The sequence below is a fragment of the Niveispirillum sp. genome (assembly GCF_017996735.1).
Classification (GTDB): Bacteria; Pseudomonadota; Alphaproteobacteria; order Azospirillales; family Azospirillaceae; genus Niveispirillum.
The window spans coordinates 20,341-44,918 of record NZ_JAGOGJ010000032.1; the positions used below are offsets into that span (position 1 = coordinate 20,341).

General features: G+C 64.6%; 23 protein-coding genes. 12 read left to right on the forward strand and 11 right to left on the reverse strand.

Annotation, left to right across the window (positions count from 1 at the left end):
• Positions 1-49 precede the first annotated feature (49 nt).
• The 3 genes from KBA48_RS12465 to KBA48_RS12475 are packed head-to-tail and all read left to right on the forward strand — an operon-like array spanning position 50 to position 2,966.
• A complete protein-coding gene (locus KBA48_RS12465; RefSeq protein WP_292906742.1) occupies positions 50-1,192 on the forward strand; it encodes an ABC transporter ATP-binding protein in 1,143 nt (380 codons plus the stop codon).
• Positions 1,193-1,203: 11 nt separating this feature from the next.
• Positions 1,204-2,097 (forward strand): carbohydrate ABC transporter permease, encoded by an 894-nt coding sequence (locus KBA48_RS12470; protein ID WP_292906744.1) that lies wholly within the window; start codon positions 1,204-1,206, stop codon positions 2,095-2,097.
• Entirely contained in the window at positions 2,094-2,966 is an 873-nt protein-coding gene (locus tag KBA48_RS12475; protein WP_292906746.1) for a carbohydrate ABC transporter permease, read from the forward strand. Before KBA48_RS12470 ends, KBA48_RS12475 begins: the two co-directional genes overlap by 4 nt.
• A 48-nt stretch (positions 2,967-3,014) precedes the next feature.
• Here the strand turns inward: KBA48_RS12475 and KBA48_RS12480 are convergent, their stop codons facing one another.
• On the reverse strand, positions 3,015-4,028 hold the full coding sequence (locus KBA48_RS12480; protein ID WP_292906748.1) for an agmatine/peptidylarginine deiminase: 1,014 nt from the start codon (positions 4,026-4,028) through the stop codon (positions 3,015-3,017).
• Between the two features lie 441 nt (positions 4,029-4,469).
• Positions 4,470-5,489: a sugar kinase gene (locus tag KBA48_RS12485; protein ID WP_292906750.1), complete on the reverse strand. Its 1,020-nt coding sequence runs from the start codon at positions 5,487-5,489 to the stop codon at positions 4,470-4,472.
• A 269-nt stretch (positions 5,490-5,758) separates the two neighbouring features.
• Between KBA48_RS12485 and KBA48_RS12490 the strand changes: the two genes are divergently transcribed.
• The 3 genes from KBA48_RS12490 to KBA48_RS12500 all read left to right on the forward strand — a co-directional run bounded on the left by KBA48_RS12490 (position 5,759) and on the right by KBA48_RS12500 (position 10,085).
• On the forward strand, positions 5,759-8,647 hold the full coding sequence (locus tag KBA48_RS12490) for a TonB-dependent receptor (protein WP_292906752.1): 2,889 nt from the start codon (positions 5,759-5,761) through the stop codon (positions 8,645-8,647).
• 184 nt (positions 8,648-8,831) lie between these two features.
• Positions 8,832-9,467: a bifunctional 4-hydroxy-2-oxoglutarate aldolase/2-dehydro-3-deoxy-phosphogluconate aldolase gene (gene eda, locus KBA48_RS12495; protein ID WP_292906754.1), complete on the forward strand. Its 636-nt coding sequence runs from the start codon at positions 8,832-8,834 to the stop codon at positions 9,465-9,467.
• Between the two features lie 90 nt (positions 9,468-9,557).
• The gene (locus KBA48_RS12500) at positions 9,558-10,085 is read left to right on the forward strand and encodes a PepSY domain-containing protein (RefSeq protein WP_292906756.1); all 528 of its coding nucleotides are present in this window, start codon (positions 9,558-9,560) and stop codon (positions 10,083-10,085) included.
• A gap of 107 nt (positions 10,086-10,192) precedes the next feature.
• Here the strand turns inward: KBA48_RS12500 and KBA48_RS12505 are convergent, their stop codons facing one another.
• Complete coding sequence (locus tag KBA48_RS12505; RefSeq protein WP_292906758.1) at positions 10,193-11,563, reverse strand: hypothetical protein; 1,371 nt, start codon at positions 11,561-11,563, stop codon at positions 10,193-10,195.
• Positions 11,564-11,812: 249 nt separating this feature from the next.
• Here KBA48_RS12505 and KBA48_RS12510 point away from each other — a divergent pair, with 249 nt between their 5' ends.
• Together KBA48_RS12510 and KBA48_RS12515 are read left to right on the forward strand one after the other, a co-directional pair.
• Positions 11,813-12,907, forward strand: a complete 1,095-nt coding sequence (locus KBA48_RS12510; RefSeq protein WP_292906760.1) for a LacI family DNA-binding transcriptional regulator — start codon at positions 11,813-11,815, stop codon at positions 12,905-12,907.
• A gap of 106 nt (positions 12,908-13,013) precedes the next feature.
• Positions 13,014-13,808 carry a fumarylacetoacetate hydrolase family protein gene (locus KBA48_RS12515; protein ID WP_292906762.1) on the forward strand — a complete coding sequence of 265 codons (795 nt, stop codon included), beginning with the start codon at positions 13,014-13,016 and terminating at the stop codon, positions 13,806-13,808.
• Here KBA48_RS12515 and KBA48_RS12520 read toward each other — a convergent pair whose 3' ends face one another.
• The 6 genes from KBA48_RS12520 to ytfQ are packed head-to-tail and all read right to left on the reverse strand — an operon-like array spanning position 13,809 to position 20,137.
• Positions 13,809-14,894, reverse strand: coding sequence for an aldose epimerase family protein (locus KBA48_RS12520; protein WP_292906764.1), 1,086 nt, complete (start codon positions 14,892-14,894; stop codon positions 13,809-13,811).
• Between the two features lie 32 nt (positions 14,895-14,926).
• A complete protein-coding gene (locus KBA48_RS12525; RefSeq protein ID WP_292906766.1) occupies positions 14,927-15,634 on the reverse strand; it encodes a FadR/GntR family transcriptional regulator in 708 nt (235 codons plus the stop codon).
• 3 nt (positions 15,635-15,637) lie between these two features.
• Positions 15,638-16,615 (reverse strand): galactofuranose ABC transporter, permease protein YjfF, encoded by a 978-nt coding sequence (gene yjfF, locus KBA48_RS12530; protein ID WP_292906768.1) that lies wholly within the window; start codon positions 16,613-16,615, stop codon positions 15,638-15,640.
• On the reverse strand, positions 16,612-17,616 hold the full coding sequence (locus KBA48_RS12535) for an ABC transporter permease (RefSeq protein WP_292906770.1): 1,005 nt from the start codon (positions 17,614-17,616) through the stop codon (positions 16,612-16,614). Before KBA48_RS12535 ends, yjfF begins: the two co-directional genes overlap by 4 nt.
• Complete coding sequence (locus tag KBA48_RS12540) at positions 17,613-19,145, reverse strand: sugar ABC transporter ATP-binding protein (protein ID WP_292906772.1); 1,533 nt, start codon at positions 19,143-19,145, stop codon at positions 17,613-17,615. Before KBA48_RS12540 ends, KBA48_RS12535 begins: the two co-directional genes overlap by 4 nt.
• The gene (gene ytfQ, locus KBA48_RS12545) at positions 19,145-20,137 is read right to left on the reverse strand and encodes a galactofuranose ABC transporter, galactofuranose-binding protein YtfQ (RefSeq protein ID WP_292906774.1); all 993 of its coding nucleotides are present in this window, start codon (positions 20,135-20,137) and stop codon (positions 19,145-19,147) included. Before ytfQ ends, KBA48_RS12540 begins: the two co-directional genes overlap by 1 nt.
• Before the next feature lie 175 nt (positions 20,138-20,312).
• Between ytfQ and araD1 the strand changes: the two genes are divergently transcribed.
• The 4 genes from araD1 to KBA48_RS12565 all read left to right on the forward strand — a co-directional run bounded on the left by araD1 (position 20,313) and on the right by KBA48_RS12565 (position 23,008).
• Complete coding sequence (araD1, locus tag KBA48_RS12550; RefSeq protein WP_292906776.1) at positions 20,313-21,308, forward strand: AraD1 family protein; 996 nt, start codon at positions 20,313-20,315, stop codon at positions 21,306-21,308.
• A 69-nt stretch (positions 21,309-21,377) separates the two neighbouring features.
• A complete protein-coding gene (locus KBA48_RS12555) occupies positions 21,378-22,292 on the forward strand; it encodes a ribokinase (protein ID WP_292906778.1) in 915 nt (304 codons plus the stop codon).
• A gap of 66 nt (positions 22,293-22,358) precedes the next feature.
• Positions 22,359-22,766 carry a hypothetical protein gene (locus KBA48_RS12560; RefSeq protein ID WP_292906780.1) on the forward strand — a complete coding sequence of 136 codons (408 nt, stop codon included), beginning with the start codon at positions 22,359-22,361 and terminating at the stop codon, positions 22,764-22,766.
• Positions 22,763-23,008, forward strand: coding sequence for a hypothetical protein (locus KBA48_RS12565; RefSeq protein WP_292906782.1), 246 nt, complete (start codon positions 22,763-22,765; stop codon positions 23,006-23,008). Before KBA48_RS12560 ends, KBA48_RS12565 begins: the two co-directional genes overlap by 4 nt.
• Before the next feature lie 109 nt (positions 23,009-23,117).
• Here KBA48_RS12565 and KBA48_RS12570 read toward each other — a convergent pair whose 3' ends face one another.
• Positions 23,118-23,660 (reverse strand): PadR family transcriptional regulator, encoded by a 543-nt coding sequence (locus tag KBA48_RS12570; RefSeq protein ID WP_292906784.1) that lies wholly within the window; start codon positions 23,658-23,660, stop codon positions 23,118-23,120.
• An 88-nt stretch (positions 23,661-23,748) separates the two neighbouring features.
• A complete protein-coding gene (locus KBA48_RS12575) occupies positions 23,749-24,561 on the reverse strand; it encodes a methyltransferase domain-containing protein (RefSeq protein WP_292906786.1) in 813 nt (270 codons plus the stop codon).
• Between the last annotated feature and the right edge of the window lie 17 nt (positions 24,562-24,578).

Below are 24,578 nucleotides of genomic sequence, written 5' to 3' on the forward strand. Positions count from 1 at the left end.
ACCATCATCCGCCGAAGGGGCGACCAACGATAAAAGCAGGGGAGGGGGCGTGGCCAAGGGTCGGGTGTTGCTGCGCGGTGTGGTGAAAAGTTTCGGCGCCACCGATGTGATCAAGGGTGTGGACCTGGAGATCGCGCCGGGGGAACTGACGGTCTTTGTCGGCCCGTCGGGTTGCGGCAAGTCCACCTTGCTGCGGCTGGTATCGGGTCTGGAACTGCCGACCGGCGGATCGATCATGATCGGCGACCGTGACGTGACCCTGGTACATCCCTCCGAACGCGGCATCGCCATGGTGTTCCAGTCCTACGCGCTGTACCCGCATATGAGCGTGGCGGAAAATATGGGCTTCGGCCTGAAGATCGCCGGTCTGCCCAAGGCCCTGATCAAGGAGAAGGTGGCCAAGGCGGCGGAGACGCTGCAACTGACCCCGCTTCTGGACCGCAAGCCGCGCGCCCTGTCGGGTGGGCAGCGGCAGCGGGTGGCCATCGGCCGCTGCATCGTGCGCGAACCGGACGTGTTCCTGTTCGATGAGCCGCTGTCCAACCTGGACGCCGCCCTTCGCGGCCAGATGCGGGTGGAGATCGCGCGCCTGCATGCCAAGCTGGGCGCCACCATGATCTATGTGACCCATGATCAGGTGGAGGCGATGACGCTGGCCACTCGTATCGTAGTGCTGAATGCCGGCCGGATCGAGCAGATCGGCGCCCCCATCGAACTGTACTGCCACCCCGCCAACCTGTTCGTGGCCGGCTTCATCGGATCGCCGCGCATGAACTTCATGGATGGGATCGTTGAGGGGGCGGAGGCTGACAGCGTCAACGTCCGCCTGAACGGCGCCACTCTGCGCCTGCCGCGCTATGACGCCGATGTGAAGCGGGGGAACAAGGTGACGGTCGGCATCCGGCCCGAACATTTTCGCGTCGGCCCAACGGCGGAGGCGGCCGAAGAGCCGGCGGTGGAATTCGATGCCGTCATCGATCTGGTCGAACGGCTGGGTGGGGAGACCCTGGCCCATCTGCGCATGCCATCCCTGTCGGATGGGGTGCTGGTGGTGAAGATATCGGGGGACGTGGCGCTGCGCATCGGCACCGGCCTGCGTGTCGGCGTCCGGTTGGCGCAATGTCATCTGTTCGACGCGGATGGACGGGCCGTGGGCGCGCCGGCATCCCGCGTCGCGCCCGTGGCCGCGTAAGGGGGGCGCCCATGTACGATAACCGCCTATCCGGATATCTTTATATCGCGCCCTTCCTGGTCGGTCTGGCGACCTTCACCCTGTTCCCCTTCCTCTCCTCCTTCCTGCTGTCCTTTTCGGATTATCAGCTACAGGACCCGGTAGAGCAGGCGCGGTTCCTGGGGCTGGGCAATTATATCCAGATGGCCGGTGACGACACGTTCCATGGTTCGCTGGGTGTCACCTTCCTTTATGTGTTCCTTACGGTGCCGCTGAAGCTGGCCTTCGCCCTGTTCATCGCCTTCGTGCTGAATTTCAAGCTGCGGGGTATCGGGTTTTTTCGCACCGCCTATTATGTGCCTTCCATCCTGGGTGGGTCGGTGGCCATCGCGGTGCTGTGGCGTTACGTCTTTGCCGGTGACGGGCTGATCAATCAGGTGCTGGTCTGGGCAGGGGGCGAGCCGCTGAACTGGCTGGGCGAGCCCGCCTATGCGCTGTTCACCATCGTGCTGCTGCGCCTGTGGCAGTTCGGATCGGCCATGGTGGTGTTCCTGGCTGGGCTGCAGAACATCCCCACCGACCTGTACGAGGCGGCGACCATCGACGGGGCCGGCAAGGCCCGCATCTTCTTCACCATCACCCTGCCGCTGCTGACGCCGGTGATCTTTTTCAATTTCATCATGCAGATCGTGCAGGCGTTCCAGGAATTCAACGGCCCCTACATCATCACGGGCGGCGGGCCGTTGAAGTCCACCTATCTGCTGCCCCTGATGATTTATGAGGAGGCGTTTAAGTATTTCAATGTCGGCTATGCCGCAGCATTGTCCTGGGTATTGTTCATCATCATCGCCCTGTTCACCATCATCGCCTTTGCGTCGGCCAAATACTGGGTCTTCTACGGGAATGAGCGGGAGGAGGGGGAATGAGCCTGATCACCCGCCCCCGCCCCGATATCGCCTGGATCGGCCGCGTCAACGCCCTGCTGCGCTATGGCGTGCTGATCGGGGTGGGGCTGGTCATGCTCTATCCGCTGTTCTGGATGGTGGCTGCCAGTTTCAAACCCAATCATGAGATTTTCGGGTCCGTGGGATTGTGGCCGCAGGAACCGACCATGGACGGGGTGGTCAAGGGCTGGCGCACAGGCACGGAATACAGTTTCGCGACCTACCTGCTGAACAGCTTTGCCTTCATCATTCCCAAGGTGGTGCTGACGGTTGTGTCCTCGGTTCTGGTGGCCTATGGCTTTGCGCGGTTCCGCATGCCGGGCAAGCAACTGTGGTTCGCGCTGATGGTGGCCACCATCCTGTTGCCGAAAAGCGTGCTGCTGATCCCGCAATATCTGATGTTCCGGGAATTCGGCTGGCTGGACACCTATCTGCCGCTCTATGTGCCCTGCGCCTTCGCCACCGACGGCTTCTTCGTCTTCATGGTGGTGCAGTTCCTGCGCGGCATTCCGCCCGACATGGAAGAGGCGGCGGTGATCGATGGCTGCAACTCGTTGCAGGTGCTGTGGCATGTGGTGGTCCCGGTGATCATGCCCGCCATCATCTCCGTGGCCTTGTTCCAGTTCATGTGGAGCCTGAACGATTTCCTTTATCCGCTGATCTACCTGTCATCGGTGGGCAAATATCCGGTGGCCCTGGCGCTGAAAATGGCCATCGACGTGACGGAGGCGACGGCCTGGAACCAGGTCCTGGCCATGTCCACCATCGCGCTGCTGCCCTCGCTGATCGTATTCTTCCTGGCACAGAAATACTTTGTCGAGGGCATCACGTCAGGGTCGGTGAAGGGATAGTCCTTCTATGTTTCCTCAGGCGCCGGCGGGCGCATCCGCGCCCTTGGCTCACCCCACCGGCTGCTGCTGCGTGATGCAATGGATACCGCCGCCGCCGCGCACGATGTCCAAGGCCGGAACGGGGATGATGCGGCGGTCGGGGAACAGCTTACCGAACAGGCTGATGGCTTCCCCATCCATCGGGTCTTCGAACAGCGGCATGACGATGCCGCCATTGGCCATGTAGAAATTGGTGTAGGACAGGGTCAGGCGCACCCCGTTCTGTTCCTGACGCGCCGGTGTGCGCAGGGTCACCACCTCCAACGCACGGCCCGCCGCGTCGCGGGCGGCTTTCAGCCGGGCGACATTGTCCTGGAACACGGGGTAATTGGGATCGGACGTATCATCCGTGACCATGGTCAGCACTACACCCGGCTTCACGAAGGTCGCGATCTCATCGACATGGCCGTCGGTCTCGTCCTGCTCATAGCCCTTATTCAGCCAGATGAATTCCCGCACGCCCAGATGGGTGGCCAGATGCGCCTCGATCTCTGCCCGCGACAGATGCGGGTTGCGGTTGGGGTTCAGCAGGCATTCCTCCGTCGTCAGCAAGGTGCCCTCGCCATCGACATGGAAAGCCCCGCCCTCCATCACCAGCGGGGCCGCGAAACGGCGTAGTCCCTGGTTTTCCAGGATCAGGCGCCCCACATCGGTGTCCAACTGGAATTCATCATAATTGCGGCCCCAGGCGTTGAAGCCCCAATGCACGCCGGCCACATCGCCCTTGCCGTTCACGACGAAGCTGGGGGCGTTGTCGCGCAGCCAACTGTCCGAACAGGGCACGGGCAGGACCGACACGCCCGGCCCGCAGGCCAGGGAGACATCGGCCAGCGCCCCGTCGGGGCACAGCATGGTCACCGGTTCGAACTGCGCGATGGCCTTCGCCACCTCGGCATAGGCGGCACGTGCGGCGGCCAGACCGTTGGGGAATGTCTCCGCCCGCACGGGCCATGCCATCCAGCAGCGCGCGTGCGGCGCCCATTCGGCCGGCATGTAAAAGCCTTCGGCGGCGGGGTTGGTCATGATGATGATCCCTCCTCGGGTCCTGGTGGTTCGGCCTGAAAATGAAAACGCCCCGGCGAGGGTACCCGCCGGGGCGCTGTCATGACAACCATGCCGGTCCAAATAGGGTGACCGGCTGATGATTTTTGGTCAGACTGAAAAATGGGAACTGCTAAAAGAAGCAGGCCCTTCCGCCTCAATCACGGCGGTTGGCCGGGTAGTGCTCAACCGAAGCGGCATAACGGGAAAAAGCGCCGAGCCGCAGCATGGGAAGCAGGAAAAAGTACCGCATGATGTCTCTCCATCGTTGTTTTCGATGGGCGTAATATAGTTGCGTGAGGCCCTTTGCGCCAGCCGGGGGCAACGCCGGGGCAAGACTGCGCGCGGCGCATGGCTCGGACGGCGTTCCCTCACCCTCCCGAACGCGCCAGCGTTTGGGAGGGTGAGGGAGCACCGGCGAAATCACCGTTTCACATCCAGCCCTTCCTCATTCACCAGACTCATCACATCGGCGACCGACACCAGATTGGCATCGCCCGGAACCGAATGTTTCAGTGCGGCTGCGGCCGTGGCGAAATTGATGGCCTGATCCGCCGCCCAGCCCTTGTCCAGCCCATGGATCAGGCCGGCGGCAAAGGCGTCGCCGCCGCCGATACGGTCCACGATGCCGTTCAGCTTGTAGGTGCGGGAATAATGCACCCGGTGATCACGGGCGGCGACCCGGCCCGTCAGTTCCTGATGGTCCACATCGTGATGGCTGCGGATGGTGGAGGCCAGCCATTTCAGCCCCGGCCAGGTCTTGAAGGCCAGCTCCGCCGCCGCCAGGAACCGTTCCGACAGGGGCGTGCTGTGGAAGTCGGCGCCCAGGATCAGGGCGATATCGCGTTCATTCCCGAACATCAGATCGGCGCAGGCGGCCAGCTTGGCGAACACGGCCGGCGCATCGCCGACCCGGTCGGCCCACAGCTTGGCGCGGTAGTTACAGTCGAAGGAGACCTTGACGCCGGCCGCCTTGGCCGCCGCGGCCGCGGCCAGCACCGCCTGTTCGGCCTGCTCGCTGACGGCGGGGGTGATGCCGCCGACATGCAGCCATCCGGCGCCTTCCAGCAATTTCGGCCAGTCATAGGTTGCGGCATCGGTCACGGCGAAGGCCGATCCGGCGCGGTCATAGATGATTTCCGACGGGCGCTGCATGGCGCCAACGGTCAGGAAATACAGACCCATGCGGCCATGGTGCATCTGGATGCCGCGCGTGTCGATACCGTGACGGCGCAGTTCGCCCCGGCAGGCCTCTCCGATACCCTGGTCGGGCAGGGTGGAGACAACGGCGGCATCCCAGCCGAAGCGGGCCAGAGACACGGCCACATTGGCCTCCGCCCCGCCGAACGTGACGTCCAGATGCGGGCTTTGCAACAGCAGCTCCCGCCCCGGCGCCGTCAAGCGCATCAGCAATTCACCAAAACATACGATACGCCCGGTCATCGACCCTACTCCCCTTCAACCTCGAACCCACCTGGTGCGGGATTTGTGCCACATCCTGTGACGAACTTGGACAATTCAATGCAAAAACGTATTGCCACCGGTGTCAGATACGATCATTAATGGACCTGTCACCGGTGTCAATGCAACCCGGCGCCAACCGCCGGCATAAAGACCTAAATCGTTCGTCCTGCCCTTCCCCCTGCCTGCCGGTTCCGGCTGCGGGACGGATGCGTGCGGCCAGAACGATAAAACCGAAGGGGATGGAAACAATGAAGAAGTTTGCGGGTACGCCTTGCATTCGCCGCCGGCTGGCCGGCGCCTCGGCCATGGTTCTGCTGGCCGGCCTTATCCCTGCCGGCGCGCAGGCCCAGGATGCCGCGCTCGAAGAGATCGTGGTCACGGGCTTCCGTGGCTCGCTGGCTAGCGCCATCAACAAGAAGCGCAACGAGAACGACATCGTCGATGTCATCAATGCCGAAGATATCGGCAAGTTCCCGGACACGAACCTGGCCGAATCGCTGCAGCGTATCCCCGGCGTCTCCATCGACCGCGATGGCGGCGAGGGCCGTTCCATCACTGTGCGCGGCCTGTCCTCCACCTTTACCCGCGTGCGGCTGAACGGGCTGGAAGCGCTGGCTACCACCGGCGGCAAGGACGGGTCGGGCGGCGCCAATCGTGGCCGCGGCTTCGACTTCCAGATCTTCGCGTCCGAACTGTTCAACAGCCTGACGGTGCGCAAGTCGACCTCGGCCCAGACGGAAGAAGGTTCGCTGGGCGCCACCGTCGACCTGCAGACGGCGCGGCCCTTCGACTATAACAAGTTCGTTTTCTCGGCTTCCGGCAAGATCGGTTACAATGACCTGTCCAAGTCGAAGGACCCGCGCGGCACCCTGCTGATCTCCGACACGTTTGCGGATGGCAAGATCGGCGCTTTGTTCTCCGTCGCCTATTCTGAGACCAACCGTCTGGAAGAAGGCTCCTCGACGGGTCGCTGGGAACGCGGCATCGACACGATCGGCAACGTCCCCACGACCGGCGCGAATGCCGGCAATGGCAGCGCCACGTCGAACTTCCTGTTCGGCGGCGGCGGCGTCAGCAACACGCCGGGCAACCGCGCCCTGCCGGAGCAGTCGGCCTGGCACCCGCGCATTCCGCGCTATGGCCGCCTGGATTACGACCAGGAGCGCCTGGGCTCCACCGCGGCCTTGCAGTTCCAGCCGTTCGAGACGACGCGCATCACGCTGGACGGCCTCTATGCCAACCTGAAGGGCACGCGCCAGGAACAGTATCTGGAAGCCATCTCCTTCAGCCGCAACACCGGTGCCGGCGGCATGGGGGGCACCACCGTGACCCAGGCCACCTATGATGATCTGGGCAATCTGATCAAAGGTACCTTCAACGGCGTCGATATCCGCACCGAACAACGCCGCGACCGTCTGGAGACGGAGTTCTTGCAATATTCTGTGGGCTTGGACCAGGAATTCACCGATACGATCCGTTTCAAGGGTCTGGCCGGCTGGTCTTCCTCCAAGCAGGACAACCCGGAGCAGACGACCCTGTCGCTGGAAGCCTACAATGTCCAGGGCTACAGCTATGATTATTCCGGCGACAAAAACCTGCCCGCCTTTAATTACGGGTTCGACGTCACCAACCCAGCCAACTATATTTTCAGCCCGTCGACCCGTCTGGTCCGCAACGGCACCATTCTCGGCGACCAATCGCTGATCCGTATCCGTCCCAACAAGACCGACAATGATTTCCAGACCCTGCGCGGCGAGTTCGAGTGGGATGCCCAGGATTGGGTGACCCTGAAGGCGGGGCTGGCCCATAAGGATTATAAGTTCGAGACGCAGGAATGGCGCCGCTACGGCACGCTGGATGCGATTCAAGGGTCTGGCAACCTGACCGAGGCGGCGGTGGCCCTGCCGGCCGGCACGAATCTCGCCAGCCTGACGGAACTGGTTTCCGGCTTTGGCCGTAATCTGGATGTCCCGACCGGTACGCCGACTTCCTGGATCGTACCTTCGATCGACAAATTCGAGGAATTGCTGGGCTTTTACTGCAACTGCGTCAACCAATATGGTGACTTCCGGGTGGCCAAGGACGGCCAGGGCGCCATCGGCAATAACCGCAATGCCCGTGAACGCAGCCTGAGCGCCTTTATCCAGGCTGATTTCAATACCGAGTTGGGCGACATGCCGTTCCGCGGCAATGTCGGCCTGCGCCAGGTGAAGACCAAGCTGACCTCCACCGGTTATGTCGGGACGACGCTGGTCACCAAGAAGCGCGACTATACTGACACGCTGCCGGCCATCAACCTGTCGCTGGAGCCGATTGACGATTTCCTGGTCCGCTTTGGGGCAGCCAAGGTGATGTCGCGTCCCGACCTGCCCAACCTGACCCCCGGCGGTTCAATCACCAATGCCAGCCAGACCATCAGCGTCGGCAATCCGGATTTGAACCCGATCCGCGCCAATACGGTCGATCTCTCCTTTGAATGGTATCCGGAGAAGGAGACGCTGGTAACGGTCGGCTTCTTCTACAAGGACATCAAGAGCTATATCCAGAACATCTCCGAGCAGATGACCTTCGCCGAAACGGGCTTGCCGGAGAGCCTGCTGGCCAACAACAACCGACCTGACACGACCTTTACCGTCACCCGTGCCGCCAATACCAATGGCGGCCCGCTGAAGGGTTTCGAAATCAGCCTGCAGAAGCCGTTCACCTTCCTGCCGGCGCCGTTCGATGATTTCGGCGGTATCGTCAACTTCACCTATGTGACGTCCGACATCGACTATCGCGTCGGCACCCGCACCGTGCGGGAGCCGTTGGTCGGTCTGTCGCCCAAGTCGTTCAATGCCACCCTCTATTATGAGAACGACGATTTCAGCGCCCGTGTCTCCGGCTCCTTCCGTGATGAGTATCTGACACAGATCTCACCCGGCAATGCCAACGACATCCGTGGCAAGGCCTCAACCTTTAACCTGGACTTCTCAGCCAGCTATAATTTCTCCGAGCAGATCTCGGTGACGTTCGAGGCCATCAACTTGACTGACGAGTTCGACGAGCGCTGGGTCGGTACCAGCGAGCGCCAGAATTCGGAAGAGTATGTGCATTACGGCCGCCAGTTCTTCCTGGGTGCCAAGTACAAGTACTGATGAGGCGTGGCCGCCCCGGTGCGCGCACCGGGGCGGCAGCTCCAACCCTGCCGCATTGCCGGCGGGAGTGGAAACCGGTGGCAATGTGCTGGCGCCTCCGGTATTGCGTTGACCTCCTGTTCCGAACTCACAACGGCCCCTCCGGACATGGAGGGGCCGTTTTCCTGTTGATTGGAGCCCGATCTTGAATATCCAGGCCTTCACCCTTCTGCTGAAAAGCTCGCCCGTCATTCCCGTTCTGACCATCGACAAGGTGGAGGATGCCGCCCCGCTGGCCGTGGCGTTGAAGGCGGGCGGGTTGTCCGTGGTGGAGGTGACGCTGCGCACGCCGGCTGCGCTGGACGCCATCACCGCCATGAAACGCGCCGTGCCGGGCCTGATCGTCGGCGCTGGCACCATCCTGAAGCCGGCGGACCTGGATGCGGCCATGTCGGCGGGGTCGGACTTCATCGTGACGCCGGCCACCACCCGGGCGCTGGTGGCGCCGCTGAAAGCCTGTGGTGTACCCGTGATCCCCGGCGTGGCCACGCCCAGCGAGGTGCTGGAGCGGCTGGATGACGGTTTCGACGTGCTGAAGCTGTTCCCGGCGGAGCAGTATGGCGGGGCCGCTACCATCGCGGCCCTGGCCGGCCCCCTGCCGCAGGCCCGTTTCTGCCCCACGGGCGGCATCGGCCGCGACAAGGTCGCCTCTTATCTGTCGTTGAAAAATGTCGTGGGGGTCGGCGGCTCCTGGATCGCCACCAACAAGCAGATCGCCGAGGGCGACTGGGCCGGCATCACCGAGAATGCCCGCGCGGCAGTCTCTTTCGGGGTAGTCTGAACGGGAGAAGCGGCCCGGAAGGGGTAAGCCTGGAACCAACGGCGGGTTGTGATCGTTCTGCGTACATCCAACAACAAGGAGGATGCTACCATGAAAACGCTTCTCGGCACCGCCGCCCTGGCACTGGTTCTGGCCCATGCCGGTCCGTCCCTGGCCGCCCCTTCCGATGGTGAGGTCGCTGCCTTCCGTCAAGCCAAGGTTTCGCTGACCCAGGCCATCGCCCAGGCGGAAAAGCAGGGCAAGGCGGTTGGTGTCGATTTCGATACCAAGGAAAGTGTCGGCCTGTACCAGATCGACATCGTGTCGGGTGAGACCGTGACCCGCTGGGACGTGGACGCGTCCAATGGCAAGATCGCGTCGGCTGACAAGCAGACGCTCGCCACCTGGGTCCAGAAGATGGGCGCGGGGATCGAGCCGGGTGAATTGACCGCGTCGGCCACCAGCTTGGCCCAGGCCATCGGCATCGCCGAGAACAAGGCCGGTGGCAAGGCGATCGAGGCCGATGTCGAACATTCGGACAACCGCCTGACCTATGAGATCGAGGTACTGAACGGCACCACCACGCGGACGGTCCGGGTGGATGGCGCCAGCGGCCAGGTTCTGGCCGACAAGAGCTGATCCGGGCAATACCAAGGTCAACAGGCTTGACCTTGGTATCCGCGCCGACACGAGTATAAGCGGGGGAGGGGCCAAGGGCGATCCGTTGCCCCGACGCCCACCCCCGCTTATAACCCGTTCAGATACTCCTCCAGATTGGTGTAACCGTCCCCGTCTCGATCGGCCGTCCCATCCATCGGGTCGGCGGGGTTCAGGCCCCGGGTTCGTTCCCAGGTATCGGGCATGCCGTCGCGGTCTGTATCGGTGGGCGCCTCGCCGCCCGTCAGAACGGGCCAGCCACCCACATCATCCTGGCTGTCGATGATGCGGCCCTGGCCCATGGACACACCGGCCATGATACGGTCATCGACACTGTCCCGCACCGGCCCCGCACCCGCCCTGGCCAGCACGGCACGGAAGGCGGCGTCCGCCGGTTCCGTCGTGGTCGGGGCCATGGGGATGGGCGCGGATTGGCGATAGCCATCGGCCTGCACACCCGTTACCAGCGACCAGGGATCGGCCGGTTCGGCATGGTTCATCCAGTTGCCGGCGAACCACGCCCGCGCCACGGGGCTTTTTTCGTCAAAGGCGTGGGCACCGGCGGAGTTCGGGCCGGGCACGTAATAATTATTCACGAAATTATAGGCGGTGACGGCGTCGGTATCAGCATTGTAGCCGGATGCCCCGCCCTTGCCCGTGCCCTTCCAGTTGAAGAAGACATTGTTGCGGAAATCCATGAAGGCGCCTACCGGGTCGACCGTCTGGTTTTCGAAATTGCCGGGGCGCGGCATGCGGGCCGTATGGCTGGCCCAGAGATTATGATGGAAGGAATAGCGTGAACCGAAGGAGCCGCGCGCCAGCGTGCCATAGCCATGGTCGCCCTTGGCATGCACTGATTTGTTCAGGCTTTCGGCGATCACCGACCATTGCACCGTGACATTGTCCAGCCCCGTCATGCCCTCCTTCCACTTGAAGGAGACCGACAGGCTTTCATCGGTCGACCAACTGGCCGAGACATGGTCCAGGATGATGTGCTTGCCATCAAAGATGGTGATGGCGTCGGCCTCCTGCGCCGATACGCTGCCCAGGCGGGAGCGGACATGGCGGATCACGACATGGCTGGCGGCCACCACCAGTGGATAGTCGCGCAGGCTGATGCCGCCACCCGGTGCCGTCTGTCCCGCGATGGTGATGAAGTCGTTGCGGATGGTCAGGTTGGATTTCAGCCGGATCGTGCCCGATACGGCAAAAACCACGGTGCGCGGACCCTTGGCCTTTACCGCCTCACGCAGGGTGCCCGGCCCGTCATCCTCAAGGCTGGTGACGATGAATACCCGGCCGCCGCGTCCCCCCATGGCAAAGGCGCCGGCCCCTTCCGCCCCCGGAAAGGCCGGAATGGCGGCCGGTGCCACGTCGCGGCCAATGGCGCCGGCAGGGGCGGCGGACAGCAGAGCCAGGGCGGGCAGCAAGATTGACAGAATGGGGCGGCATATCGACATGGGCGCGCTCTCCCTTTCTCATGGTGCGGCATCGTTTCACGTGCCGTCTTTACTCTTGCCCTGACACCGGTTACCATCAATGTGGCGGCTCAGCAAATGAAAAGGCGACGCCGACGCCGGTCACCCTTATTCCTGGCCGTCACCGTTTAGGGGTTGCGCCTTTGTGGCGCACAGTGCAGTACAGTCGTTATTGTCCCCCTGGTGGACAATCAATGCCGATAACGCATAAATGATGGGACCGCGCCGTCCATGCCCCGTACCCGCACCGCAGACACCGACACAGACGCCGCCAACAAGGTGGAGGCCCCCCGGACCTATGTCTGGGACCTGAAGCGCCGGCCAACCATCAATGATGTGGCCCGTCTCGCGGAAGTGTCGAAAAAGACGGTGTCGCGCGTCATCAACCAGTCGCCCCTGGTGAATGAGGAAACGCGGCAGAAGATTGCCAAGGTGATCGACGATATCGGGTATGAACCCGATCCGCAGGCGCGGGGTCTGGCGTCTCAGCGTTCCTTCCTGCTGGGCATCATCTATGACAATCCCAACAGCCAATATGTGGTGAATGTCCAGGCGGGCATCCTGGAGGCCTGTCGCAAGAGCGGGTTCGAGCTGGTGGTGCATCCCTGCATCCGCACCAGCCCCACCTATATGAAGGAGATGCGGCAATTCGTGGAGCGGCAGAAGCTGGATGGTGTCATCCTGCTGCCGCCCTTGTCGGAAGATGACGCCCTGGCCACGATGCTGACGGAGATCGGCTGCCGCTTCATCCGCGTGGCCTGCGTGCCGCTGGATGTCGCCGCCCATCTGGTCGTGTACGAGGATTACAAGGGGGCCGCAGAGGTGGCGGACCATCTGGTGGAACTGGGCCATCGTCGCATCGGCTTCATCGCCGGTACGCCGCAATATAAATCAGCCCAGGAACGGCGCCGTGGTTTCGCCGACGGTCTGGCCCGCCATGGGTTGAGCCTGGACCCCGAACTGTATGTGCAGGGCGCCTACACCTTTGAAAGCGGCCAGGAATGTGCCGAAAAGCTGCTATCCATGAAGAACCCGCCGACGGCCATCTTCGCCTGTAACGACGAGATGGCGGCCGGGGTCTATCGCATCGCCTATCAGAAGGGGATCGCCATTCCCCAGCAACTGACCGTCGTCGGCTTTGACGACAGCCAGTTGGCCCTGCGCATGTGTCCCGCCCTGTCCACGGTACGCTCCCCCGTCCGTGATATGGGCCGCACGGCGGCGGAAAAGCTGATCCAGCGGATCGCCCAGCCCGACGCCAAGCTGCGGGAAACCATTTTCCAGCCGCATCTGGTGGTGCGCGAAAGCAGCGGGCCGGCGCGCTAACGGCCTGTAACGCGCGGCCGGCGCTGTCAGTGCGCTTGTCTGGAAACCGGTGTCATCATAAGATCGCCGCCCGAAAACCTGTTTCCAAACCTCCAGGAGCCTTCCGGTGTCCAGCCCCCAGGAAATCGCCCAGCGTTTTGTCGCCGCCCGCCGTGCCGCCACGGCCCTGCCGGATTATCCCGGCACCATCCCGGACAATCTGACGACCTCCTATGATATCCAGGATGTGGCGCGGTCGCTGTGGCCGACGCCGGTGCGGGGCTGGAAGATCGGCATGGTGCCGCCGGCCTTCCGGGAAAAGCTGGGGGCCATGCGTCTGGCCGGTCCCGTCTTTGACGGCAATGTCTGGGATTACAGCGAGGGGCAGGTGATCGACCTGCCCATCATTCCCGGCGGTTTTGCCGCCGTGGAAGGCGAATTTGTGGTGAAGCTGGGCGCCGACATGCCGGCCGACGGCCCGTCGGACGAGGCGGAGGCACGGGGCCTGATCGGCTCGATCCATGCCGGCATCGAACTGGCCGGCAGCCCGCTGGCCACCATCAACAAGCTGGGCCCCACCGTGGTGGTCAGCGATTTCGGCAATAATGCCGGCCTGATTGTCGGCCCGGAACTGACGGGATGGCGGGATGCGGCCCCGGAAAGCCTGACGGTGGAAACGCAGATCGAGGGCGCGGTCGTCGGCACCGGCAGCTTTGCCAGCATTCCTGGTACCCCGGTGCAGGCCGTTGCCTTCCTGCTGGCCCATTGCCGGACCCGCGGCATCGCGCTGCCGGCCGGAACCCTGATCACCACGGGGGCGGTCACGGGCATTCACGATATCGCGCTCGGTCAGTCCTCCACCGTCACCTTCGCGCCGGGTGGCGCCATCAAGGTGCGGACGGTGCAGGCCCAGCCGCGCTGATCACCCGGTTACACCGAACCGGTAGCTGGAGACGTGGCGGTAGGTCTGCCCCGGCTCCAGCCGGGCGGTGGGAAAGCGGGGCTGATTGGGGCTGTCGGGGAATTTCTGCGGTTCCAGGCACAGGGCGTCGGACTGCCGGTACAGCCGGCCACCCTTGCCGGGCAGGGTCCCGGTCAGGAAATTGCCGGAATAGAATTGCAGCCCCGGCTCCGTGGTCGACAGTTCCAGGGTGCGCCCCGACACGGGATCGGCCACCCGCGCGGCGAAGGCGGGTTCCGCCCCGCCGCCGGCATCCAGCACAAAATTATGGTCATAGCCGCGGGCCAGCACCAACTGCGCCTCGCCCACGTCGCGGATGCGGGCGCCGATGGTGTGGGGGGTGCGAAAGTCAAACGGGCTGCCCGCCACCTCCCGCAACTCCCCCGTCGGGATCAGGTTGGCATCGACGGGTGTATAGCGGCCGGCCGCCAGGGTCAGTTCATGGCCCAGTATGTCTCCGCCCGTCACGGCCCCGCCCAGATTGAAATAGGCGTGATTGGTCAGGTTGACCACGGTCGGCGCGTCCGTCGTGGCTGTGATCTCAACCGTCAGGACATTGTCATCCCCCAGGTGATAGCGGGATGTGATGCCCAGGTTGCCGGGAAATCCCTCATCTCCGTCCGGGCTGCGGCAGGTGAAGATGGCGTCCGATGTGCTGTGGCTGGTCAGGGTCCAGGGCACAAGGTCAAGCCCCTTCAACCCGCCATGCAGACAGTTCGGCCCATCATTGCAGGGTGTCTGGAAGGAGTGGCCGTCCAGTTCAAACCGCCCGCCCGCGATGCGGTTGGCATAGCGCCCGACCGTCGCACCCAGGAAGGCGCGGTTGGCCAGATATGTCGCCAGATCATCATGGCCCAGCACGATATCAGCCAGCGTGCCATGGCGATCCGGCATCCATAGCGCCTGCAGGCTGGCGCCCAGGCCGATCAACCGGGCGGCGGCACCGCCCTTGTTGACCAGGGTGACGGCATCGACAGGGGTGCCGTCCGGCATGGTTCCGAACAGGCCGCGTCCGGCCTGGCTGGGGGCGGCGGTGGGCATCGACATACCTCGGCTGGTCTCTTGAAGGGGGAAAGAGGTCACGCCCGGTCAAAGCCGGACTGGATCACCTTGTGCATGGCGGCGGCCGCGGCGGATGCATCGCCGGCTTCGATGGCATCGACGATGGCGGCATGGTCCGCCACGACCTGAGCCTGTAGCTCGGGCCGATCCACGGGGGAGGTGAGGGAGAAGGAGGCCAGCAGCGCCACCTCGATCACCGCCGCGAAGGACCGCATCATCGGGTTGCCCGAGGCGCTGCCCACCGCCACATGGAAATCCAGGTCGGCCTCGGCAAAGCTGCGCTGATCATGCGCCGGGTCACCCATGGCGGCGATGCAGCGGCGCAATTCCGTCAGATCATCGGCCGACCGCCGCATGGCGGCCAGGGACGCGGCCTGCGGCTCCAGTGCGGTGCGCACCTCCAGCAGGTGGCGGCGCAGGGTCTCGTCCAGACCCTGTCCGACCTTCCAGGCCAGGACGTCGGCGTCGAAGAAATTCCAATGGATCGGGTCCTGCACCCTTGTGCCGACCCGTGTCTTGGAAATCAGCAGGCCTTTGGCCGACAGGGTCTTCAACACCTCGCGCAGGGCGGTGCGCGAGATGCCGAACCGCGCCAGAAGCGTGGGTTCCGGCGGCAGGTTGGCGCCCGGCGCATGGATGCCGGTCAGGATCTCCAGCCCTAAGGTGCGGACGATCTGTTCATGGTTGGACAGCGGACGATCGGCGGCCCAGCGGGCAATGGACATGGTCTACCCCGTGCGCCCGGTGGGAGCGGAGAAATGCAGGATCAGGCGTTGCAGCCCGATGAATATGAACAAAAGCATGCCGATGGCAATCTTCGTCCACCAGGAGGACAGGCTGCCATCGAAGGTGATCCAGGTCAGGATCAGCCCCTGGATCAGCACGCCGATCAGCGATCCCGCCATGCCGCCGACGCCACCGGACAGAAGTGTGCCGCCAATGACGACGGCCGCGATGGCGTCCAGTTCCACACCGACACCGGTCAGGGCATAGCCCGAACGCGTATAGAGCGAGAAGATGATGCCGGCGAGCCCGGCCATGGTGCTGGAGAACCCATAGACCAGGATGGTGGTGCGGCCGGTGTCGATCCCCATCAGGCCGGCAAAGCGGCTGTTGCCGCCCAGCGCATAGACCTTCAGCCCTGCCCGTGTGAAATGCAGCAGCACCCCGCCTGCCAGGAAGGCCAGCAGCATCAGCAGGGCGATCAGGCCCAGACGTCCGCCGCCGGGCAGCGAAAGCGACAGGCCCGACAAGGTCTGATAGAAGCCGTGCCGCACGGGGATGCTGTCGGTGGACAGAAGCAGGGCGGCCCCCCGCGCCAGGAACATCGCCGTCAGGGTCACGATGAAGGGCGGGGCCTTCAGCCAATGGATGGCGGCGCCAACCCCGCAACCGAACAGCGCACCGCCGGCCAGGACGATGGTGAAGGCCACCAGCGGATGCAGGCCCGCCCCTTCGATCATCACCGCCAGGGCCACGGTCGTGAAGCCCATGACGGCCCCCACCGACAGGTCGATGCCGCCCGACAGGATGACAAAGGTCATGCCGACCGCCAGAACGCCCAGAAAGGCGTTGTCCGTCAGCAGGTTACCGATGACGCGCGTGCCCAGCATGGCGGGGAACTGCACGGCACAGGCGGCATAGAGCAGGATGAAGACGCCGACGGTGATCAGCAGGGGCAGGGTGCGGGCATCAAGGCGCATCATGCCGTCCCCCGCCGCGTCAGCCGGGCCGTCATCCGGGCCAGCACCGGCCCGCAGGCCGGCGATTGCACCACCAGCACCAGGGCAACAACCACAGCCATCAGCAACAGATTGAGTTCAGGGGGCAAGCCGGAGCGCAGGATGCAGGTGCGCATGCCCTGCAGGATGAGGGCGCCCAGCACCGACAATCCGATGCTGAACCGGCCGCCATACAGGCTGGTGCCGCCGATGACCACGGCCAGGATGGCGTCCAGTTCCAGCCAGAGGCCGGCATTGTTGGCATCCGCCCCGCGTATGTCGGCCGTAGCGATCAATCCCGCCAACGCCGCCATCAGGCCCGACCAGACATAGACACCGATCAGCAGCGCGGGCGCCGGAACCCCGGCCAGCCGGGCGGCGCGCGGGCTTGTGCCCACCGATTCGATAAACAGGCCCAGCGCCGTGCCGCGCACCAGCAGGCCGGTGCCGATGGCGGCGGCCAGGGCAAGGAGGACCGGCAGGGGCAGGCCCAGCAGACTGGCCGAACTGACCCCCGCCAGGCCTGCATCGGTGAAGGTCAGGACACGGCCCTGCGTGATCATCTGTGCGATGCCGCGCCCAGCCACCATCAGGATCAGGGTGGCAACGATGGGCTGCATGCGGAAGATCGTGACCAGCACGCCGTTCCACAGGCCACAGGCCAGACCCGTGCCCAAGGCGGCCAGAATGGCAACGGGCCAGGCGTGGCCCGCATTCACGGTCGCGGCAGCCACGGCCCCGGCGATGGCCATGACGGCGCCCACCGACAGGTCGATGCCGCGCGTGGCGATGACGGGCGCCATGCCCACGGCCAGCAGCATGACGGGGGCACCCCGGTTCAGAATATCGATGATGCCGCCGAACAGGCGCCCATCGACCAGCCGCACCTCAAGAAAACCCGGTGCGACCAGGACATTCGCCAGCAGCACGATGGCCAGCAGCAACAGGCGGGAACGGGCGGCGGCGAACCAGGCCGGCGTATTCATGCCGCCCGTCCCGACGGTTCACCGTCCACCGGCCGGACAATCGCGTCGATGATGGCGGCGGGCGTCACCTCGGCCCCTGTCAGCATGCCGGCCTGCCGGCGCTCCCGCATCACCAGCACACGGTCGGCATAGGCCGCTACCTCTTCGATCTCCGAGGAGATGACATAGAGCGCCATGCCGTCGTTCCGCAATTCTTCCAGCAACAGAATGATCTCCGCATGCGCGCCGACATCGATGCCGCGTGTCGGCTCGTCCAGGATCAACAGACGCGGCCGCGTGGCCAGCCAGCGGGCCAGCAGCGCCTTCTGCTGATTGCCGCCGGACAGAAGCTGGATGGGTTTTTCCGCATCGGGCGTGCGGATGTTCAGCAACCGGATATAGTCGTCGGCCAGCGCCCGCTGGCGGGCCGGCGGCACCCGTTTCCACCATCCCTGGCGGGCCTGCAGCGCCAGCACGATATTTTCCCGGACCGACAGATCGGCCACGATACCATCCAGTTTCCGGTCTTCCGGACAAAAGCCGAAACCCAGGCGGATGGCATCGCGCGGCCCTTTCAGCGTGACCGGTTTGCCATCAACCAGCACGCCGCCCGTGTCCGCCCGCACCGCCCCGAACAGAAGCAGGGCCGTTTCCGTGCGGCCTGACCCCAAAAGCCCCGCCACGCCCAGAACCTCTGCCTGCCGGATTTCCGCCGTGAAGGGGGATACAAGGTTGCGGCGGCCCAGACCCGTCACCTGCACAACGATGTCACCCGGCGCGACCGCCGTGCGCCGCTGCAGATGGCTTTCCGTGGCCGGCAGGCTGCCCAGCATCATGGCCACAAGGTCCAGGCGGGCCAGATCGGCCGTCAGCCGCTCGCCCACCAGTTTCCCGCCGCGCAGCACCGTGATGCGGTCCGTGACGGTATAGACCTGATCCAGGAAATGCGTGACGAACAGGATGGCCAGCCCCGACGCGGCCAGTTCCCGCATCAGCCTGAACAGCACGGCCACTTCGGCGCTGTCCAGGCTGGCGGTCGGTTCGTCCAGGATCAGGACACGGGCCGACATGTCCACGGCCCGCGCGATGGCGATCAATTGCTGCACGGCCGTGGAGAAGGCGGACAGCGGCAATGCCGGATCGATGGACAGGCCGAAGCGCGCCAGAAGGGCGGACCCCTCCCGCCGCATGCGGGCGCGGTCGACCAGCCCGAAACGTGTCGGCTCGCGTCCCAGATAGATATTCTCCGCCACCGACAGGTTGGGCAGCAGGGTTATCTCCTGGTACACCGCGACGATGCCGTTTGCCGCCGCGTCCGCCGGGTTCTTCGGCCGGATGGCGCGGCCGTCCAGGTGGATGGTGCCGTCATCGATCGGCTGCGCCCCGGTCAGCAGGTTGATCAGGGTCGATTTGCCGGCCCCGTTCTCCCCCAGCAGGGCGTGGATCTCCCCGGCGCGCAGGGTCAGATCAACGCCATCCAGGGCACGCACGCCCGGAAAGGTCCGTGTCAGCCCGCGCACCGCCAACACCATCGAAGCGGTGTCGCCCATCAGTACAGGTCCTTGCGCCGTTCATATTCGGCGGCGGCCGTATCGGGCAGATACAGGGTCGACGGTGTCTGCACCCATTTCGGCGGGACGGTGCCGTCCTTCTTGTACGCCGTCAGCATGTCATAGGCGGGTCCCGCCATGTTCGGCGTGAGTTCAACGGTGGCATTGGCATCACCATCGGCCATGGCCTTGAAGATATCCGGCACGCCGTCGATGGACACGGCCAGGATGTCGCTGCCCGGCTTCAGGCCCGCTTCCTTCATGGCCTGGATGGCGCCGATCATCATATCGTCATTATGGGCATAGACGGCGCAGATGCTGCCGGGCGCCTCGGCCTTGATGAAGCCCTCCATCACCTCCTTGCCCTTGGCCCGCGTGAAATCGCCGGACTGGGTGCGGACGATCTGGATATTGCCGGGGCCGGCAATGCCTTCCTCGAAGCCCTTCTTGCGGTTGGCAACCAGACTGGCGCCGATGGTGCCCTGCAATTCCACGACGCGGCAGTCGCGGCCCGCCAGCTTTTCCGCCAACCAGCGGCCGGCCACGCGCCCCTCCTCCACCGTGTCGGAGGTGACGGAGGACAGGTAGAGGCTGGGGTCGGCCGTGTCGATCAGACGGTCCAGCAACACGACGGGAATGTTGGCGGCCTTTGCTTCACCCAGCACTTCATCCCACCCGGAGGAGATGACAGGCGCCAGCAGGATGGCGTCCACGCCCTGGGCAATGAAGGAGCGGACGGCCTTGATCTGGTTGGCCTGCTGTTGCTGGGCATCGGAGACTTTCAGGGTGATGCCGCGCTTTTCCGCCTCGCTGCGCGCCAGCTTGGTTTCCGCCGCGCGCCAGCCGGACTCAGACCCGATCTGAGAGAAGCCGATGGTCAGGCCGCCGGGCGCGGTCTTGTCGGCGGCCTTATCGGTGCTTGCCTTCTCCCCGCAGCCCGTCATGACGGCCAGCATCAGGGCCATGGCCCCCCATGTCGCGAAACCTTTCATCGCACCCTCTGTCGTTATCCATCCCCGGGCGGTGCTGGCGCCTTCTTGCCGAGGCTGCATCGCCAAATCATGCTTGGAAAAGCATTAGTATTATTATATCACCACGTCCAGCGCCAATTACCCCTCTCCGACGGCGCCCCGTTGTCCGGAACATATTATCCTCAGGAGCGAGCCTATGGCATGGCGTTTGACCCAATATCTGGACATGCAAGGCGAACGGGCCGTGGCGCTGCGCCGGGATGATGGGCCGGGGCGGCGGCTGACCGGTGTCGCGACCACCTATGATCTGGCGTGGCGGGCCATCGCGGCCGGGGACGATCTGCTGTCCTTGGCCACGTCTCTGGCCACGGGGGAGGAGGTGGACCTTGCCGCCGCCCTGGCGGGGGGCCGGGTGCTGTCGCCGCTGGACCATCCCGATCATGCCCATCTGCTGGTTGCCGGCACCGGCCTGACGCATCTGGGCTCGGCGGAGGGGCGGGACAAGATGCATCGGGATCTGGCCGATCCGACCAAGCAGACCGACTCGATGCGCATGTTCCGGCTGGGCCTGGAGGGTGGGAAACCGGCACAGGGAGAGATCGGCGTGCAGCCGGAATGGTTCTACAAGGGCGACGGCTCCATCCTGGCTCGCCCTGATGGCGATCTGGTCTCCCCCTTCTTCGCCCTGGATGGCGGGGAGGAACCGGAAATCGCGGGCCTGTACATCGTGGGGCCCGATGGCAGTGTGTTCCGGCTGGGCTATGCCCTGGGCAATGAATTTTCCGACCATGTGACCGAGCGGCAGAACTATCTCCACCTGGCGCATTCCAAGTTGCGCGTCTGCGCCATCGGGCCGGAACTGCTGCTGGGCGACCTGCCGGCCGATATCCGGGGCACGACGCGTATCGTGCGCGACGGCATGACCGTGTGGGAAAAGCCGTTCCTGTCGGGGGAAGCCAACATGTCCCATAGTCTGGCCAACCTGGAATATCATCACTTCAAGTATGATGGGTTCCGCCGGCCGGGTGATGCCCATGTGCATTATTTCGGCACGGCCACCCTTTCCTTCAGCGACGGCTTCACGACCCGCCCCGGCGACCGGTTCGAAGTGGAGGCGGCGCCGTTCGGCCTGCCGCTGCGCAACCGGCTGGCCCAGGCGGAGACAAGGAAGGTCGTGGTGAAGGGCCTCTGATCCGGCCGGGGCCGTGACAAAAGCGCGGTTCCGGTCTAGGAAGGGCTTTCCAACGAGAGGGAAAGCCCCATGACCCAGGTCATCGTCATCGGCAGCATCAATTACGACATCCTGTCCACCATGCAACGCGCGCCCAGGGCGGGCGAGACGGTGAACGGAGAGACGGTGCAACTGATGCCGGGGGGCAAGGGCCTTAACCAGGCCGTGGCTGCGGTACAGCAGGGTGTGCCGGTCCGGTTCGTGGGCAAGGTGGGGCGCGACATGTTCGGTGACCGTATCCTTGGGTTCTTTGCGGAAAAAGGCATCGAGGCCAGCCATGTCGGCCGGTCGGAGGATGAGGCAACGGGATCGGCCCTGATCCTGGTCGATGCCACGGCAGAGAACCGTATTGTCGTGATCCCCGCCGCCAACCGGCAGATCGCCCCCGCTGACGCCGAGGGACTGGCCCTGGCGCCGGGCGACCTTCTGGTCAGCCAGTTTGAGGTGCCACGCACCACCATTGCCGCCCTGTTCGCCAAAGGGCGTGCCGCCGGTGCGCGCACCCTGCTGAACGCCGCGCCGGCGCTGGATGATGCGCCGGACAGCCTCTGGACCGATACGGACATTCTGGTCGTGAACGAGACGGAACTGGGCCATTTCGCGGGTGTGGAACTGTCGGGCGATGCGCCGGTATCGGACATCGCGGCCGCCGCCCGGCGCCTGCTGCGCCGTCCGGACCAGACCGTGATCGCCACGCTGGGCGTGCGCGGTGCCCTGGCCGTGACGGCGGAGGCGGAGACGCTGGTGCCGGGGCGCAAGGTGGTGGCCGTCGACACCACGGGGGCGGGGGATTGTTTTGTGGGCAGCCTGTCTGCCCGGCTGGCGGCTGGCGACGATCTGGCCGCCGCCATGCGTTACGCCAATGTCGCAGCCTCCATCGCCTGTACCCGCATCGGCACGGGAACGGCGATGCCGTATGCGGAAGAGGTGCGGGCCGCCTTGTGATTTTGCTTGGGGTGCGGGCAGGGGCTTCGCTACTCTGTCCATCTTGATCCATCGGAGGACCGGGCCATGAGCGACACCTATGTCACGCTCAAGATCCGCGAGGCATTGAAGGCGGCGCAGGGCAGCCGCAGCCAGGCGCAGCGCGTGTTGATCGCCTGGGCGCTGGACGACGAACAATTGCTGCGCGGTCTGTGCAAGCCGTTCCTGAAAGCCATTGCCGGCAGTGCGGTCGATCGTGTGGCGCGGGGCGGTTCCATCACGACCGCCACGCCTGCACCTGGCCAGGGGGTGGCGCGGGCCGCCCGCCCCAATGCGGGGCCGAAGAAACTGTCACCGCAGATGCTGGACGCCATCATCTCCCGCATGGGAACCGGCGGCGGCGGCGCACCCGCCAGCCCCCGTGATGACGGGCAGGAACAGGCGGACAATCTGAAGGCCCTGGCCGCGGCCTTCACCCAGCGCAAGAAGCCATGAAACGCCGGGCGGCGGCGCTCGCCCTGTGTCTGCCCCTGCTGGTCACCCCGCCCGCCGGGGCACAGCAGGCGGAAGCACGGGAGGCCGCGCAGTCCGCCAATTGTAAGGTGACCAAGCTGGAAGTCTTGAAGCAGGTTTCCGGCCGCATGGCAGAGACCATCTACAAGGTCAGCTGCGCGACCCCGAAGGATGCCTTCGTGCTGGTCCAGTGCCGCGACCGCACCTGTGCGGTCATGCGATAGGCGGGGCTTATACCATCGGTCAAAATTCTTGACCGATGGTACGGCGGCATGGGCCACCGCCGCGCCTGTCGGCGCGGAGATCAGGGGTCAAAAGTTTTGCCCCCTGATATTACGCTACCTGGCTTTCCATCAGGGCGGCGGCGACCAGTTCATGCCGATGCTCTTCCAGATAACCGACCACGGCGCGGTAGATGGCCAGACCCATGCCCTCGACGAATCGTTCGCCGGGAGTACGATGAGCCGTGCTGCCCTCAACCTCCAGCGTGGCGATCATGTGGCGGTAGTCGCTGATCCGGTCGCCGATGATCCGGTCCAGGTGGCGGGGCGGCAGAAGGTGCCCGAAGCTGAGGATAAACATCAGGTCGGAGCGCAGCTTGTCCGCCGACGGTGTCTTGATCAGCGACTGGTACAGCGCGTGCCGGCCGGACGGGGTGATGCGGTACAGCTTCTTGTCCGGGCGGCCGTCACCATTATGCGGCAGCATGGTGATCTGCCCATCATCCAGCAGCCGCTTCAGCGCCGGATAGATGGAACCGAAACCGGCATCGCTGAAATGGCTGAGCGGGCCTTCTTCGAATTCCTTGCGGATTTCGTAACCAGAGGCGTCTCCCCGGCTCAACACACCCAGGCACAAAGTCTTTACGTCAATCATCACACACCTGTCTGACAATTCCGGCACGATAGAGATTGCCACGACATAGTCAAGTGATGCATCTGTCCGATATATCTCGGCCCGTTAATCATGTTCCAAGGCGCAGGAGATGGACGGACAGCGCCACAGGGACCCGTTCCGTATCGTCGGCATCCGCCGCGAAATCCCGCGCGATCCGGCCATGCAGTGCTGCTCGCGCATCGGGCGTCAGATCGGACAGCAGCGGGCTGAACGCCATCTCCAGTGTTGGCAGCCAGAAGGGCAGGTCCGCCCGTGCCGGGGTAAGCAGGGACAGAGGTACATGCCGGATACTGGTGAAGCCGGCCTGTCCGGCCGCTGCCAGCAGGGCCGCCGGATCGGCGAAGCGGAACAGGGGGGCCAGCAGCCTTACGGCCGTTGCGCCATAGTCGGCTTCCAGCCGCATGCCCAGCCGGTTGAACAGTGTATTATCCGCCCGCGGACCCCAGACGGCGATGGCCGCCGCCCCGCCGGGCCGCAGGACCCGGCGCATTTCGGCCAGGGCGGCGATGATGTCGGGCACAAACATCAGTCCGAAACGGCAGAGGGCGCGGTCGAAAATGCCGTCGGCGAAGGGCAGGGCGCCCATGTCCGCCGCAACCGGCAGGGGCGGGTGCAGATGGGCCCGCGCCCGCCGACGCAGCGCCACCAGCATGGCGGGGACCAGATCGCTGGCCACCACCGACCCGCCATCGCCCAGCATCTGACTGAGGGATAGCGACGGTTCACCCACGCCGGCTGCGACGTCCAATACATGCTGGCCGCTTTGCACCCCGGCAAGGTCAAGCAGGGGCCGGTTGATGCGGTCGGCCGGGCTGGCCATGCCGTCGGCCCAGTTTTCCCAAGCATTCACGCTGTCGGCCCAACGCTGCCCTTCAGCCATCTTCGCGATTCCGATCT